Source organism: Streptococcus mitis (assembly GCF_946190285.1).
GTDB lineage: Bacteria > Bacillota > Bacilli > Lactobacillales > Streptococcaceae > Streptococcus > Streptococcus mitis_CP.
On the sequence record NZ_CAMHZX010000001.1, the window covers coordinates 443,858 to 460,248 of the forward strand.

Below are 16,391 nucleotides of genomic sequence, written 5' to 3' on the forward strand. Positions count from 1 at the left end.
AAAAATACCTCGATTTTGAAGTCGAGGTATCTTTTTTACATTTGCACAATTTTACGATAACTTCTAGAAGTAATCATGAAAATCAGCACATAGGCGATGAGGAAGATAGCGCAGATAGACAAGGTCACAATCAACATCATATTCGTATCTATTACACCAATCACTTTTAAAATCAGACTAAGCATATGGTAGGCAAAGGCTAGATGTATGAAGGCAAAAAGCAAAGGGAGGAAGAAAACAGTTAAAACCTGTTTGTTGATGGTTTGCTTGATTTGCTTTTGATCTAAACCGACTTTCTGCAAGATAATAAAGCGTTCACGGTCTTCATAGCCTTCAGAAATTTGTTTGTAGTAGATGACTAGAACGGTTCCGACCATAAAGATAATGGATAGGAAAATACCGATAAAGAAGACACCACCAAAGAGGGCACTCATTTGAGCACTAGCATCTGCTAGATTGCTACCATACACATAACTACCTTCAGTGTTTAATTGAGCATTAAACTTTTGTAAGTATTTTTCATATTCTTCAGCGACTTTGAGTTGTTCTTCTTCACTGATATTTACATTTATACCACCGTAAAGCTGATTATAGATAGCCGAATCTGGAAATTGATCTAAAAATGCTTGTAAATCAGGTACAACAAGGTAATTGTAATCAGTAGTAAAAATATTAAACTGATTTGGGACATGGTTCACAATAAAATCTGTATTAAATTCTTCTTTTACAGAAAATTGATGGTTATTTAGAGTTAGAGCTTTCTGTCCTTTCAGTCCGTCATTTTTGGCAAAAAGACCGACCTCATTTCCTGATAGAGACAGTTTTTGACCAGTCATGTTTTCATAATCTTTTTGGTCAAATACCATGAAGACTGTTTTAGGTTGGACACGGTTTTGTCCTTTTTCAAAAATGGTTAACTTGGTTCCTTCTTGATTTGCAATACCAAAGTTACTGTAACGAAGCACTTCTTTCTCTTTGACACTATAACCTTTGTCACTTGCAAACTGGCCCAAGAGTTTGTCCAAATCTTCTTTTTCAACATTTTGTCCAGTAATCCCAAAGTCATGCGGATTCATCACTTTTTTAAAGGATTCTGAGGCATTGAAAATACTTGTCGCGGCTGACATGGTTACCAAAACCATTGTTGACAAAATTGCGATAGTTGCTAGTCCAACCGCATTTTTCTTCATACGGAAAATCAAGTTGGACACTGAGATAAGGTTATTTGGCTGGTAATAGTATTTTTTGTTTTTCTTTAAAATTTGTAGGAAAACGGTAATCCCTGCATTAAACAAGAGATAGGTTCCAAAGATAACCAGCAAAACAGCTAAGAAGAAGGTTGTTAGGGCTGTAAGAGGATCTTTTACAGTAAGGGAAAGATAATATCCAATCCCTAAACTAATGGATCCAAGAATGGTTTGGAGAGGAAGAAAGCGACCTTTTTTCTCTCCACTAGCTTTTTCACGAGAGAGCTGGAGAGCATTCATGCGGGCGATTCGAAGGGCATTCAGAAACATGAGGCCTAGGAAAATCAATCCAAAGACAACAAGTACTGCAATGACAACATTCATTTGGAAGGTAGCGACCAGCTCAACCTTCAATTTCATCAGTTTGAGCAAGAAAGCGAAAATTAACTTGTCAAACAAGGCTCCAATACCGATACCCGCTCCAACAGTTAGAATCCCAAATACCACTAACTCCTTAAAGGTCATACTGATAAGATGACGCTTCTCCAAGCCCAACATGCCATAAATTCCCAGTTCCTTGGAACGGTTCTTCATGACAAAACTATTGGCATAGAGGACGATAATGGCTGACGCAAGGGTGACGACAAACATACCAAATCCAAGTGTAGCCTGAATGGTTGTTCCTCCACGGATTTCAGCAATCTTGGGATTGAAAGTTAGAGAGTAAAAGAGATAGGTGACAGTGACTGCCAAGAGAACAGCCAGCGCAAAAGGATAATAGAGTTTGCGGTTTTTAATCAAGTTCGATACCGCTAACTTATTGGTTAATCGAAACATACTAATTCACCTCGCTTGCCATGACAGTCAAGGTATCAGAGATTTCTTGGAACATCTGACGTTCTGTCTTCTCTCCACGGTAGATTTGATTATAAAGAATTCCGTCCTTGATAAAGAGTACACGTTTAGCTCTGCTAGCTGCTGCTGTTGAGTGGGTTACCATGAGAATAGTTTGGCCGCGCTCATTGATTTCATCAAAGACATCAAGTAAGGCTGCAGAGGACTTGGAATCAAGGGCACCTGTTGGCTCATCCGCAAGGAGAATTTCAGGTTCTGTGATGATGGCGCGGGCTACTGCTACACGCTGTTTTTGCCCACCTGAAATCTCGTAAGGGTACTTCTCTTGCAATTGATTGATACCTAGATTCTCAGCTGTCACCACCAATTTCTTCATCATCTCCGTAATGGGTCTTCTTGACAAGACAAGGGGAAGCAAGATATTATCTTTTACAGAGAGAGTATCTAACAAATTAAAGTCTTGGAAGACAAAGCCTAGCTTTTCACGACGGAAGCTAGAAGCCTGTGAATTTTTAATGGTTGCTGTATCAGTTCCATTCAGGTAAACCTGACCACGAGTTGGTTTATCCAGCATAGCTAGAATATTGAGAAGAGTTGATTTACCAGAACCAGACTCACCCATGATGGCAACGTAGTCACCCTTTTCGACGGTAAAGTGAATGTCCTTGAGGGCTTCTACTTGGTTGCCCTGAAAACGAGTTTTATAAATTTTTTGAACGTGTTTTACATCTAAAAGTGTCATGAGAATCTCCTTTCTTAATATCCCATCAAATGAAATGTTGCTTGCATCATAGCGCATCCCAGCTGAACACGCTCGATATCTTTATGGCTTGGTTTTCTTGTTTTCTTCTGTAAGATTTGTTTCATGATGTTACTCCTTTGTTCTTTATGAGTCTAGTTTACATCAAAAAAAGGCCGCTTGCCATAACCTAACCTTACAAAAGAGACTTTAATCTTACATTTTTGTAAGATTGGGGGAAAATATAGTCATTTCATTAAAAATATTTTACCATAAAAAGAAAGTAAGAAGAAAACCCTTGCAGATACAAGGGTTCAAAAATTTTAAAATAGATTAGTCGAATTCATAGACTAACAGTAAAATAACTGTTTCTACATCACCAAAACCATCCTTCATTATCGTCAATAGCTTGGGCTTCTTTACGTTTTCGTGGGCCCGTTCCATACATTTCTGCTTCGATTTCTTCCTTGGTAGGCATGATAGAAGCTAGGATGATATAGATAATCACGCCAAGTCCAAAGTTTGCAACTGTAAAAATGGCAAACAAGAAACGAACAAGGGTAACATCAAAGTTCCACTTATCTGACAGACCTGCCAGAACTCCTGAAATCATGCGATTTCGTCTCATTTTATAAAATTTACTGTTCATGATTCTTCCTCTTTCTACTAGGTTAGACACAGTATATCACGGGTAGGCTCGGCTTTCATCAGTCCTCAGGCTGATTTATTAGTAGCAATTTACCTCTACAAACTCCACAGCGATAGCGTACAGTATCAATCCTTCTCTTGCGATGATACCTTTGCTGGCAGGATTGACAACGATAGAGTTTGGGTGGTTTAGAGTGGCTATTTGTCAAGGAGGGCACAAAGCGTAATCCATCCACTGCTTTCAACAGTTCCTTAAAATCCCGATCCTTGTGTTGATAGCCCTTCCCTTGAAAATAGAGGTGATAATGACAGAGTTCATGTCGGACAATTTTCCTAAAAACATCCAGACCCAGTTCCTGGTAAACCTTGGGATTAAAATCCAAATGCCCATCTTTGGGGAAAAATCGCCCACCTGTCGAACGTAGACGAGAATTCCACTGAACATGATGGATAAAAGGTCTGCCGAAGTCTTCTAGTGAAACCTGCTTAACGTAATCAGTCAGTTTCATTTGGAGCTAGGAGCGACAGGTTGACTTTTTCACGTTCAGTATCAATTTTCTTAACCCAAACTGTCACCAAATCTCCAACTGATACCACTTGACTGGGATGTTTGATAAATTTACGACTCATATGGGAAATATGAATCAGGCCGTCCTCGTGAATCCCGATATCAACGAAGGCACCGAAATCAACGACGTTACGCACCACACCTTCTAGCTTCTGACCGACAACAAGATCCTTGATATCCAGTACATCTTGACGGAGAACTGGAGCATCAAAAGAGTCACGGAAATCTCGACCTGGTTTGAGAAGGTCTGCAATGATATCTTTAAGAGTTTCTGGGCCAAGGTCTAGTTCTTGCGCCATATCTTTGACTGAAAGCGACTTGAGTTTGCTTTGGGCTTCTTCGTTTAGGTCTTTAATATCTAAACGTTTGAAGAGCTCCTTAACAGCACTGTAATTTTCTGGGTGAACTCCTGTATTATCAAGGATATTGCTACTTTCAGGAATACGAAGGAAACCAGCTGCCTGTTCAAAAGCCTTGGCACCCAACCGAGGAACTTTCTTGATTTGGGCGCGTGAAGTGATTTTTCCTTCTTCTTCACGATACTTAACGATATTTTCAGAAATGGTTTTATTGAGTCCAGCGACATGGGAAAGAAGAGCTGGGCTGGCTGTGTTGACATTGACACCAACTTGGTTAACCACTGTATCGACGACAAAGTCCAGACTTTCAGACAGTTTTTTCTGACTGACATCGTGCTGGTACTGACCAACGCCGATTGACTTAGGATCGATTTTGACCAATTCAGCAAGGGGATCTTGCAAACGACGGGCGATAGAAATAGCAGAGCGTTTTTCAACAGTCAAGTCTGGAAACTCCTGACGGGCAAGTTCACTGGCAGAATAGACCGAAGCACCACTTTCATTGACAATGACATAGCTGACTTCAGGAAAATCTTTAAGAACTTCCGCCACAAAGGCTTCACTTTCACGACTGGCAGTTCCATTTCCGATAGCAATAATTTCCACGCTATATTGACCAATCAAGTCTGCCAAATCTTTCTTGGCTTCTTCGATTTGACGAGCTGATGCTGGTTTAACAGGATAAATAACCTGAGTTGTCAGCATTTTTCCTGTTGCATCCACGACAGCTAGCTTGGCACCTGTACGAAAGGCAGGGTCAAATCCAAGAACCACGCGCCCTTTCAGCGGAGCAACCAAGAGGAGATTGCGCAGATTGTCAGAAAAGAGTTGGATAGCTCCTTCTTCTGCCTTTTCAGTTAGTTCTGTCCGAATACGGCGCTCGATAGCAGGCAAGACTTTTTTCTTAACAGATTGCTGAACTACTTCATCTATATAGGCATTTTTCACCTTGAAACGAGCTGCAAAGAAGGCAAGAATACGGTCTGTCGCATGTTCAAAACCGACCTTCAAAATACCTAGCTTCTCCCCACGATTGAGGGCCAAGGTGCGATAACCTTGCATATTTCCAACCGTCTCTGAAAAATCATAATAAATCTGAAAAACTTGTTTTTCATCAATACTTTCATCCTTAACTTGAGAAGTGAGTTTAGAGTGTCTCAGCACTTCCTGATAAGTCATAGCACGTAAATTGACATCCTCCGATAAGGCTTCGACCAAGATATCAACTGCACCAGACAAGGCTTCCTTACTAGTCGCAAATCCTTCACAGACATACTTTTCAGCCTCTTTCTCTAAGTCCGCTACATTCTGCAAGATTAAGCGAGCAAGTGGGAAGAGGCCGGCTTCACGGGCAATGGTTGCCTTGGTTCGACGTTTTTCCTTGTAAGGAAGGTAGAGTTCTTCAACGTCTGCTAATTTTTCGGCAGCTAAGATAGCTTCTTCCAACTCCTTGGTCAGCTTGCCTTGTTCTTGAATCTTAGTCAAGACAGCTTCCTTGCGGTCATTGAGATTGGTCAGACTCTTATCCAAGTCGATAATGGCCTTAATCGCCACCTCATCCAGACTGCCAGTCATATCCTTGCGATAACGCGCGATAAAGGGAATAGTCGCCCCTTCGGCAGTCAAACTTAGAACGGTATCAATTTGCTTTAAAGTCACTCCCAAATCCTGGGAGATTTTTTCATATTTTTTATCCATGAATCTATTATACCACAAGCTAATATTATTCAAATTATCTCTAACAATTTTAAAACATAGGTTAGTAAATAAATTTGCTTCACTTCAATATTCTATTTATTGAGAAGGTTTCAATTTAAAATTCTACTAGGTTACAAAAGAATCTATGAGTAATTTCACTGTTTTTATTTTTTACAAAACGCTTTATAAAGCTATTTGTTGAAGTTAACGAATCAATTTTCAGAGCAAATAAAAAACCGCAAGCCTGAGCCTGCGGTGAGTGTAATCTATTTTGAAATTTTAAATAAAAAAGGAGCATTTAAGCCCCTCCTTTGAAATAACGGACACTTGGCTGGTCGGTGTACCCAGCATCTCAGATACCTTTTTCAAGGTGCGGCAGGAACCTTTCTGCCCTCAAATGTCTTTCGTTAATATTATTCTAGCACTATCTACTTTTTTTGTCAAGTTTTCTCAATCTACCAGACTTAATACGACTTTGTAACTTAAAATCTTGTAAGCGATACATGGTCGGAACATAAAAGAAATCACCACTTTTATGCAACTTAATCGCAACAAGAACATTATTATCAAATCTTTTTACATATTCAAAACTGGCGTCTTTCTCTCGTGGATTGATGCCGACGAAATCTGGGTTCCTTAGTATGAGTTCCAGGTCTTCGATATGATGAATCACATCATTATGATGCCGTTTCAACATATGACTTCTTAAACCTTCTTTGTTAACTTTGATATCACTAGCTTCAAGAACAATATTAAAAATTTCTTTTACCTCGTCAGTAACCTGACCGATCTTTTTATGTTCCATCATTTCCTCCGTTATTCCACAATTATTATATCACAATCATAGTGTATATTAGGCTATATCACACTCTATTATTCGTTAGATACTCAATTTTAACTTTTCCCTTTTCCTCAAAATAATAGTATAATAGAGGTAGAATTTAGAATCGAGGTGCACCTATGGCTGTAAAATTTACAAAAACTGATGACTTGGACAAGATGTTTGAAGAGTTTGCTAAACTCCCTGATTTGAAACAAGTCACTTTCCCTGATGACAAAGAGAAAAAAGCCAAAGCAGAAAAGAAAAACTAGATGACTGCTTTCCAACAACTCCCGTCTAGTGTGCTTCAGACTGGGGCTATTTTTCTCTCTATAATCATTGAAGCCCTACCCTTCGTTCTGATAGGAAGTATTGTCTCAGGGCTGATTGAGGTCTATATCACACCTGACAAGGTTTATCATTTTCTCCCTCGAAATCGTTGGGGGAGAATCTTTTTTGGCACCTTCGTTGGGATACTTTTCCCTTCTTGTGAATGTGGAATTGTCCCCATTATCAATCGTTTTCTGGAAAAGAAGGTTCCCAGTTACACGGCAGTTCCCTTTCTCGTAACAGCACCTGTCATCAATCCTATTGTTCTCTTTGCGACCTATTCTGCCTTTGGCAATTCCTTCCACGTCGCCCTGTTACGAGCTCTAGGTTCCATTGTAGTGGCTGTGATACTTGGGATTTTTCTAGGATTCTTCTGGCAAGAACCGATTCAGAAAGAAAATCGTTTGGCCTGTCATGAGCACGATTTTTCTCACTTGAGACCTGCAAAAAAAGTTTTTCAGGTCTTTGTGCAAGCCATTGATGAATTTTTTGATACGGGGCGTTATTTGGTATTTGGCTGTCTCTTTGCCTCTGTTATACAGGTCTATGTACCGACACGGATTCTGACCTCTATCAGTGCGACCCCTCTTTTTGCCATCCTGCTCTTGATGCTTTTGACCTTTCTTCTCTCTCTCTGCAGTGAGGCGGATGCCTTTATCGGGGCTTCTCTTCTCTCGAGTTTCGGCTTAGCACCAGTTCTGGCCTTTCTCGTCATTGGCCCAATGCTGGATATCAAAAATATTCTCATGATGAAAAATTACTTGAAAGCACGATTTATCAGTCACTTCATAACGATTGTGACTCTTGTCGTCTTAGTCTATTCTCTCTTGATTGGAGTCATCCTATGATTCGATTTTTAGTTTTAGCTGGCTATTTTGAACTGACCATTTATCTCCATCTGTCGGGCAAATTAAACCAGTACATCAACATGCACTATTCCTATCTGGCCTATATTTCCATGGTGCTTTCCTTTATTTTGGCAATTGTTCAACTGTATATTTGGATGAAGCAAGTCAAAACCCATAGTCATCTGAACAGCCGATTAGCGAAGGTTACTAGTGTTGCTCTTCTGGCTATTCCTATTGTCGTCGGCTTAACTTTTCCAACTGTTAGCTTGGATTCTCAGACCGTTTCTGCCAAAGGCTATCATTTTCCCTTATCGGAAGGAACGGATCAAGCCATTCAGACAAGTGAAGGGACGACAAGCCAATATTTGAAACCAGATACCAGTTCTTATTTTTCAAAATCAGCCTATGAAAAGGAAATGCGAACTGCGGCGGATAAATACTTATCCCAAGATAGTATTCAGATCACTAATGAAAACTATATGGAAGTCATGGAGGCTATCTACGACTATCCAGATGAGTTTGAGGGTAAGACAGTCCAGTTCACAGGCTTTGTCTATAACGACCCCAGTCATGCCAATAGCCAATTTCTGTTCCGCTTCGGTATTATTCACTGTATCGCAGATTCCGGTGTGTATGGCTTACTGACCAAGGGAAATACCCGTCAGTATGAAAATAACACCTGGATTACAGCCAAAGGAAAACTGGTCAATCACTATCATAAAGAACTCAAACAAAACCTCCCAACCTTGGAAATCGATAGCTTTACCAAAGTCGATAAACCAGAGAATCCCTATGTGTATCGCGTGTTTTAAAAAGCAAACTAAATCCATTAAAAACAAAACGAACAAGTTCTCTTCTGAATGACAGAAAAAGAGCCTGTTCGTTTTTTGTTAAATAGTCTATAGTAAGATGTCATTTTTGATGTTTTATAACTTTCTTATGTTGTATAAAAATCTATTGACAAATCTCTATCAGACTCATATATTTTCCAAGCTAAACTGAAGCCATAATAATCTTCAAATTCAGGGTGCCAGTCATAATAAAGTGGAATACGACTATATTTTCTTGCAACAACTTCGTCTTCAAATTCTGGAGACTCCCCAGCAGTAATACCAAATTGAAGGCCATTTAGTTCCCAGCTATTGCCCCAAACGTTTTCATCCGAGAGAACATCGATCCATCTCGAGGCATCAATATCAAAATCAGCACACAACTCCAGTTCATAGAATTTTCTACAGTTAATCTCTGAAGGCTTTATATAAAGGGCCCTGTCTACCTGGTACTTTTTATCGCTGACTTGAATTTGTGTGATTTTCATTGGAATAGGAACTCCATTTAATTCTAACCAGAAATAGCCTAAGGGAGTTTTGATAACGTAATATGTTTGCTGAGGCGCAGGTTTAGCGTTTTTAGAGCAAGCATCAAAAATTCTTCCAAGATTAATTAAATTTCTACAAATGATTTTCGAAGTGAATGGGTCGAAATGTGAATACCTACGAATGACACGTTTTAACTTTTCAACAGGAAAAGTAATATCCTTTGGTAGGGCATGATACTTCTGCACAACTAATGCAGTTTTTTCAGTATTTTCCTTTCCTACTGGGACAATAACAGCATGCCCAATATGGATATTTGGGTCATCGCAGATATAAGTATATCCATTTGCTCCCTCCTGAAACTCAACAACAACGAGATTTAATTCTTGATCCGGATCAAAGAGAGGCTCGACCTTTTCAACTTCTTGGCGTTCATAAAAAGTAAAGCGATCTCCATCTCCGTCTTCGCCAAAAACCATGAAACTACCGCATTCAGGGCACTTCCACATATAAAATGACGCCTCTGAAATGTCTTCATAAGAAATTGAATCATTACCATCTTTTTTATTCATGATTTCTACTAACAACTCATCCGAGTATACCGAATAAGCATTTGGATCAGGCGTTCTATGGTCGTTCATCGCTTGCCCGCATTTACATGTCCATTTACCCATAAACAACCTCAGTCATGCCCTAATTCTTCAAGAAAAAATTGATTTAGAGCTTTCCAGTCTTTCTTCACCTCGGTAACACTTTGAACGTATGCATCCAGCTCTTTGATGTTTTTGATGATGTAGTACTGGATTGGCATTATCGGATCAATTTCCATACTTTCGGGACCGTTTATCTTAATGTCAAGTAACCTTGATACATGCTCCTGCATTTGAGACGGAAGTAATTCTTTAACTAAATCATCAAACAAAATCGGTGGAACAGAATGATATTTTTCAATCCAGCGACAAGCCAAAATAGGACGCAGCGCATAGAAATACTTTTTAGGTTTGACCTTGTCTCCTGAAAGATACTTATTCATTTGAGTTCTTGCAGTGTTCAAGTAATGGTACAGCATTTTTTTCTCAGAAAAATACTGGGTTGCAAGTGGACGTACGTGCTCGATAAAATCCGTTTGTTGATAAACAATTGGTGACTGTAACCATTCAAACAGTGTAGGATTAGACTTATAAAGGAGTTTTAAAGTCTTGTCTAAATCCCAGCCACTCACATCCCAAGTATCGTCAATTGGTAGCTCGATAACATCACGCTGTTCATTCAAACGGAGATAAAAATCTTGCTTGTGTTTGTAGATAAACCGTACATCAAAGTCACTATCGGGAGACTCAAAGCCCCAAGCACGACTACCAGACTCAATAGCCCACAAAACTGTGACATCGAAATCACGCTCAATTTCTGCTAATTTTTCGGGTACCAGTACATTCATTTCTTCTTGCGTTTGCATAATAAAGCCTCGTCTATAATTTGAACATAAACAGTTACTAAAATAGGAAACTAGGAGGACTGAAAGTGCTTTGTATCAAACTATAAAAACTAGTACCAAAATAACTAATCCATCTAGTAGCTTTTTCAGACGTTTTCTATACCTGAGACCTTTAAACGACAGAATCTCCATCATTCCAATTCCGAGCAATTTCTTCATCCTTCTGGAGTTGGTCTACCAGTTCTTCAACGGAATCAAATTTGACCATTTCACGGATACGGTCTAGCCAGTAGACAATAACTGTTTCACCGTAAATATCATCTGAGAAATCAAAAATATTGACTTCAAAACGTGGCTCTTCTCCATCGAAAGTAACATTTTTCCCGACACTCGCCATTCCACGGTATCTTTTACGCTGCACTTCGATATCAACTACGTAAACACCATCTGCTGGCATATAGGTTCGATCTCGTAAAACTAAGTTTGCTGTTGGGTAACCGATAGTCCGTCCACGAGCATTCCCATGAACAACCATTCCACGTGATGGTAGAGGAGTGCCAAGTAACTGACCAGCTTCCCTGACATCTCCATCAAGAATAGCTTGACGAATACGAGTAGAACTAATTTTCCCCTTTTCATCCTCAACAGGAGGAACAATGATGATTTCTCCATCAAAATAATCCTTCAAATCATCCGCAGTTTTCTTATCAGAACCAAACGTGTAATCAAATCCCGCTACAATAATCGCTGGTTTTAATGCTCTAACATAGGTATCAAAGAACTCTTGACCCGTTAAACTAGCAAATTTACTACTAAAGTCAAGTAAGAAAAGAGCCTCTACTCCATGCCATTTCATCTTATGTTCCCGTTCTTCATGACTGACAATATGAAGCATTAATTCTGGCTTGTACGGTTGCAAAGCAAGCTTAGGGGACTCTGTAAAGGTCATCACGACAACTGGTAGATAATCTTTCATCGAAGCCTTACTAGCTACTTCAAAAAGCTTCTGATGTCCTTTATGAATACCGTCAAAATAGCCTAATACAAGAACTGTTTTATCAGGTACTGCGATGTCTTTTTCATTTTTTATAGGTACTGTTGTAATCATGAAACTATTATATCATAGAGAAAGCCTTTTCGCTAAAAGGAAAGCCCAAATGTCGTTTTTTGCCCCTGAACTGACCTTAAAAAATCGTTCAAGATGTTAGTTTTAAAAAATAGCATCCCCTAAGAGATGCTATCGTTTGGTAACTAGTCTACTGTTTCTTCCAAATCTTTTAACTTCACCGAAACAATTTTTGAGACACCTGATTCTTGCATAGTCACTCCATAGATGGAATCAGCCGCTGCCATGGTTCCTTTACGGTGGGTTACGACGATAAACTGGCTGTCCTTGTCAAAGCGGTTGAGGTAATCCCCAAAACGCTTAACATTAGCTTCATCCAGCGCAGCCTCTACCTCATCCAAGATAACAAATGGAATAGTCTTGACACGGATAATGGAGAAGAGCAAAGCAAGAGCCGACAGGGCTTTTTCACCACCACTCATAAGGTTGAGAGACTGGATTTTCTTGCCTGGTGGTTGAACAGAAATCTCAACCCCAGCTGTCAGTAGGTCTCCCTCAGTTAAAATGAGATCCGCCTGACCTCCACCAAACATCTGCTTGAATGTCACTTTAAAGGACTCACGAATGGCTTCAAAGGTTGATTTAAATCGTTCCTTGACCTCATCATTCATCTCTGTGATAGTCTCAAGGAGCAAGTTTTTCGCTGACAAAATATCATCACGTTGGCTATTCAAGAAATCCAAACGATTGTGAACCTCTTCGTACTGGTCAATAGCTTCCAAGTTGACAGGACCCAGTGAGCGAATAGCCTTCTCTAAATTCTGCACCTCTTGCTCTGCCAGATTGAGGTTTTCCAATTCATGCGCCTCTTCTAGAGCTTCAGTATAGCTAATCTGATACTGGTCTGTCAATTGACTTTGTAGATAGCGCAAGCGCTCGCTGATCTTTTCTTTCTTGGCTTCAGCACGTGTTTGCTTGCGAATCCATTCCTCATTCTGCTGGCGAGCCTGATCCAAATGACTGGCAATATCATCCAGCTGACCTTCTATATCATCCAATTCAAACTGCTTGCGAATCAATCCTTGTTGGAGGTTTGTTTTCTGAGTTTTGGCTTCTTCAGCCTGTTGACTGAGCAATTCTGTATCAACCTTCTCCAGATTATCAACCTTTTCTTGAAGAAGGCGCTGGATTTCCTCTTGTTCGATATTCAGATTATCCAATTCCTTGCCTAAACGTTCAATATCCGCAACTTCGTAACGTTTTTGCCCTTGCAGTTCTGTCTTAAGCAGGCGAGCTTGAGCTACCTCTTCCTGCAAGTTTTGATAGCGTTCTTGGATGGCATTTTTGTTAGACTTAATCTCTTCAATCTCAGCTTCCAGATTTTGCTTATCACTGGCGATTGTAGCAAGGCGCTCTTGGCATTTTTCCTTATCTGCTTGCCAATCTCCCTCAGTAAGACGATTTAATTCCTCTTCTTGGAGTTTCCAAAGAGTTTCTAACTCTTCAACTTGCTGACTGGTTTGCTGATAAGCGAGGGATAAGCCCTGCTCCTGAATACGAGCCTGCTCACCTTGAGATTTGATGGCTTCTAATCTTTCTGTCAGTCTAGCCACCTCCTCTTGCAAGGTCTTCAAAGTCTCTTCATCTTTACGCAAGCTTGCTTCTTCTTCAGCAATTTCTTTTTGTAATTGCTCCAGTTCTGGCTTGATGAAGATACTATTATTTTGGCGATTGGCACCACCTGCATAAGAACCACCTGTGCGCAACTCTGTACCATCCAATGTCACCATACGAACCTGATAACGAACCTGGCGCGCTGCTGCACGCGCATGTTCTACTGTATCAAAGATAGCCGTTGTAGCTAGCAAATTCTTGAAAATAGCTTCCAACCTATTATCGAAAGTAACCAGCTCATCTGCCATGCCCAGAAATCCTGGACTTGCAGCGATAGCATCTTGATTCTGGCTAGAAATCGTACGCGCCTTAATAGTGGTCAAAGGAAGGAAGGTCGCACGACCAGCTCTGTTACGTTTTAGGAAATCAATCGCCTTGGTTGCCGACTCTTCATCTTCTACGATGATATGCTGACTGCTGACTCCAAGCGCAATCTCTAAGGCAGTTTGATAATGCACATCAAAGGTCAGGTGCTCACTAACAGCACCAATAATTCCACCAAGGCGGGCTTTTTCTTGGAGAACACTCTTAACACCTGCATAAAAGTTACTATGATTTCTAAGGATATTTTCCAAACTCTGAGCTTTGGCCTGCTTGTTTTTGAGACTGTCCAGATGGTCAAAGAGTTGAATTTGTTGGGCTTGATAGGAAGTTTTCTGCTCCTCTTGCTCCTTGGCAATAGCTTGATAGTCGGCCAATAATTTCTGAACTTGCTCCTTGGCAGTTTCAAGCTCTGCCTTTTGCTGACTAGCCTTCTCTTTAGCTGTATCCAGTTGTTCTTTGAGTTTTTCTAGTTGATCTGCTTGTTTTTGAGAAAGCTGACGACTATTTTCCAACTCGTTTTCGATACGGGTCAGTTGGTTTGACACATCGGCTTCTTCTTGTAAAAGGGCTACAAAGCGTTCACGTAAGAGCTCAATCATCTGATCAGGATCATCTGAAAAAGCTAGCAATTCAGCTTCTAAACGATTGAGTTTTTGATTATTTTGGACTAGATTTTCCTCTAAAAGTGCTAAAGAGCTTTCTTTATCAGATTTTTCTTGGCTGAGTAAATTTCTCTTATCCTCCAAAGCAGTCAAACGAGCTTGTGCTTCCTGTTGATTCAGGGCTACTTGCTCAGATTCTAATTTCGATAGGGCTAATTTTCTCTCTAAATCACTAATCAGACTGGTCAAATCCATCAAACTGCCTTGGTCTTTGGCCATTTCAGCCTGTAAATCTTGGCGTTGCTGTTTAAGAGTTTGATTTTCCTCTTCTAATTTTTCACGCTTTTGGTAATAACTCGTCAATAGTTCCTGAACCTGTGCCAACTCTTCTTCTGTCGAGTCTAGTTCAGCCTTATTTTCCTTGATTTGAGCAACAAGGACATCCAAGTAAATAGCCTTTCGTTGACCTTCCAAGTCTAAAAACTTACGGGCATTCTCAGCTTGCTTCTCAAGAGGCTTGATTTGATTATCCAACTCGTAGATAATGTCCTCTAAGCGGTCTAGATTATCCTGAGTTTGTTGTAGTTTACTCTCAGTTTCTTTTCTGCGAGTCTTGTATTTCAAAACTCCTGCAGCTTCTTCGAAAATGGCTCGGCGTTCCTCAGGCTTGGAGTTGAAAATCTCCTCAACCTTCCCTTGGGAAATGATGGAGAAGGAATCTCGTCCCAAACCTGTATCCAAGAAAAGATCATGAATATCACGCAGACGGACTTTCTTGCCGTCAATCTTATATTCGCTATCTCCACTACGATAGATATGGCGCTCTACCCTGATTTCTTGATCAGCATCCTTAATAAATCCGTCATGATTATCCAAAGTCACAACTACAGAAGCATAATTGAGCGGTTTGCGACTTTCAGTTCCAGCAAAAATGACATCCGGCATCTTGCCGCCACGGAGACTCTTAACACTTGACTCTCCCAAAGCCCAACGCAGACTTTCTGTAATATTGGACTTTCCAGATCCATTTGGTCCAACAACTGCCGTCACACCTTGGTCAAAGACGACCTTGGTCTTGTCTGCAAAAGACTTGAATCCCTGAATTTCGATTTCCTTTAAATACATGAATCCAGCCCTTTCTCAACGGCATTTTTGGCAGCTTCCTGCTCTGCTAATTTCTTAGAACGACCTTGACCTTGACCAATGCTCTTACCTTCAACTAGAACTTCTACATCAAAAACCTTATCGTGGGCAGGACCCGTTTCAGAAATTACCTGATAACGAATAGCCACATCCCCATTGACCTGAAGTAACTCTTGGAGATGGGTTTTGTAGTCTGTAATCATCTCAAACTCGCCTGCTTCTACTTTTGGAATCATGACTTGATAGATAAATTCCTTGACCTTGGCCACATCCTTGTCCAAAAGGAGGGCACCAAGAAAGGCTTCAAAGGCATCACCAAGAATGGTATCACGATTGCGTCCACCAGACTTTTCTTCCCCCTTACCCAGCTTGATAAACTGATCAAACTGGCAATCACGCGCAAAACCAGCCAAACTCTCCTCACGGACAATCATAGCACGGAGTTTGGACAAATCACCCTCAGGCTTTTTAGGATATTTTTTATACAGATATTCTGAAATCAATAATTGCAGAACAGCGTCTCCTAAAAATTCCAAGCGTTCATTGTGTGAAATTTTTAAGAGGCGGTGCTCATTGGCATAACTCGTATGAGTAAAGGCAGTCTCCAGTAAATTTTTGTCTGCAAATTCGATTGCAAAATGGTTCTTTAGTACAGTTTGTAATTCTTTCATACCAACCTCTTTCTAACTGATAACAGTCCTTTTTATTATATCAAAAAAAGCCCCCTGAGTCACTTTAAAATGGGACTGGAGGGCATTTGGGAATTCTTTAAAAAGAGA

The 16,391-nt window shown here is 40.2% G+C and carries 14 protein-coding genes; 3 read left to right on the forward strand and 11 right to left on the reverse strand.

Annotation, left to right across the window (positions count from 1 at the left end; translation table 11 throughout):
* Window positions 1-35: 35 nt before the first annotated feature.
* The 6 genes from N8L39_RS02150 to N8L39_RS02175 all read right to left on the reverse strand — a co-directional run bounded on the left by N8L39_RS02150 (window position 36) and on the right by N8L39_RS02175 (window position 6,859).
* Entirely contained in the window at window positions 36-2,024 is a 1,989-nt protein-coding gene (locus N8L39_RS02150) for an ABC transporter permease (RefSeq protein ID WP_261009812.1), read from the reverse strand.
* Between the two features lies 1 nt (window position 2,025).
* The gene (locus N8L39_RS02155) at window positions 2,026-2,784 is read right to left on the reverse strand and encodes an ABC transporter ATP-binding protein (RefSeq protein WP_000173372.1); all 759 of its coding nucleotides are present in this window, start codon (window positions 2,782-2,784) and stop codon (window positions 2,026-2,028) included.
* A gap of 373 nt (window positions 2,785-3,157) precedes the next feature.
* A complete protein-coding gene (locus tag N8L39_RS02160) occupies window positions 3,158-3,430 on the reverse strand; it encodes a PspC domain-containing protein (protein ID WP_001085044.1) in 273 nt (90 codons plus the stop codon).
* Between the two features lie 58 nt (window positions 3,431-3,488).
* On the reverse strand, window positions 3,489-3,938 hold the full coding sequence (locus N8L39_RS02165; protein ID WP_261009811.1) for a SprT family protein: 450 nt from the start codon (window positions 3,936-3,938) through the stop codon (window positions 3,489-3,491).
* Entirely contained in the window at window positions 3,925-6,054 is a 2,130-nt protein-coding gene (locus tag N8L39_RS02170; protein WP_261009810.1) for a Tex family protein, read from the reverse strand. The genes N8L39_RS02165 and N8L39_RS02170 overlap by 14 nt, the downstream gene beginning before the upstream one ends.
* A gap of 424 nt (window positions 6,055-6,478) precedes the next feature.
* A complete protein-coding gene (locus N8L39_RS02175) occupies window positions 6,479-6,859 on the reverse strand; it encodes a PBECR3 domain-containing polyvalent protein (protein ID WP_024058050.1) in 381 nt (126 codons plus the stop codon).
* Window positions 6,860-7,014: 155 nt separating this feature from the next.
* Here N8L39_RS02175 and N8L39_RS02180 point away from each other — a divergent pair, with 155 nt between their 5' ends.
* Genes N8L39_RS02180 through N8L39_RS02190 form a run of 3 tightly spaced genes read left to right on the forward strand, consistent with a single transcriptional unit; the run spans window position 7,015 to window position 8,864 of the window.
* Window positions 7,015-7,146: an SPJ_0845 family protein gene (locus N8L39_RS02180; protein ID WP_004234728.1), complete on the forward strand. Its 132-nt coding sequence runs from the start codon at window positions 7,015-7,017 to the stop codon at window positions 7,144-7,146.
* Complete coding sequence (locus N8L39_RS02185) at window positions 7,147-8,052, forward strand: permease (RefSeq protein ID WP_261009809.1); 906 nt, start codon at window positions 7,147-7,149, stop codon at window positions 8,050-8,052.
* Window positions 8,049-8,864 (forward strand): TIGR03943 family putative permease subunit, encoded by an 816-nt coding sequence (locus N8L39_RS02190; RefSeq protein ID WP_060805517.1) that lies wholly within the window; start codon window positions 8,049-8,051, stop codon window positions 8,862-8,864. The genes N8L39_RS02185 and N8L39_RS02190 overlap by 4 nt, the downstream gene beginning before the upstream one ends.
* 125 nt (window positions 8,865-8,989) lie before the next feature.
* Here N8L39_RS02190 and N8L39_RS02195 read toward each other — a convergent pair whose 3' ends face one another.
* From N8L39_RS02195 to rnc, 5 genes are all read right to left on the reverse strand, one after another.
* Window positions 8,990-10,042: a hypothetical protein gene (locus N8L39_RS02195; RefSeq protein WP_261009808.1), complete on the reverse strand. Its 1,053-nt coding sequence runs from the start codon at window positions 10,040-10,042 to the stop codon at window positions 8,990-8,992.
* 8 nt (window positions 10,043-10,050) lie between these two features.
* Entirely contained in the window at window positions 10,051-10,824 is a 774-nt protein-coding gene (locus N8L39_RS02200) for a nucleotidyltransferase domain-containing protein (protein ID WP_261009807.1), read from the reverse strand.
* A gap of 151 nt (window positions 10,825-10,975) precedes the next feature.
* On the reverse strand, window positions 10,976-11,911 hold the full coding sequence (locus N8L39_RS02205; protein WP_261009806.1) for a bifunctional riboflavin kinase/FAD synthetase: 936 nt from the start codon (window positions 11,909-11,911) through the stop codon (window positions 10,976-10,978).
* A 143-nt stretch (window positions 11,912-12,054) separates the two neighbouring features.
* Entirely contained in the window at window positions 12,055-15,594 is a 3,540-nt protein-coding gene (smc, locus tag N8L39_RS02210; protein ID WP_261009805.1) for a chromosome segregation protein SMC, read from the reverse strand.
* Window positions 15,585-16,283, reverse strand: coding sequence for a ribonuclease III (gene rnc, locus N8L39_RS02215; protein WP_000661487.1), 699 nt, complete (start codon window positions 16,281-16,283; stop codon window positions 15,585-15,587). Before rnc ends, smc begins: the two co-directional genes overlap by 10 nt.
* Window positions 16,284-16,391 lie beyond the last annotated feature (108 nt).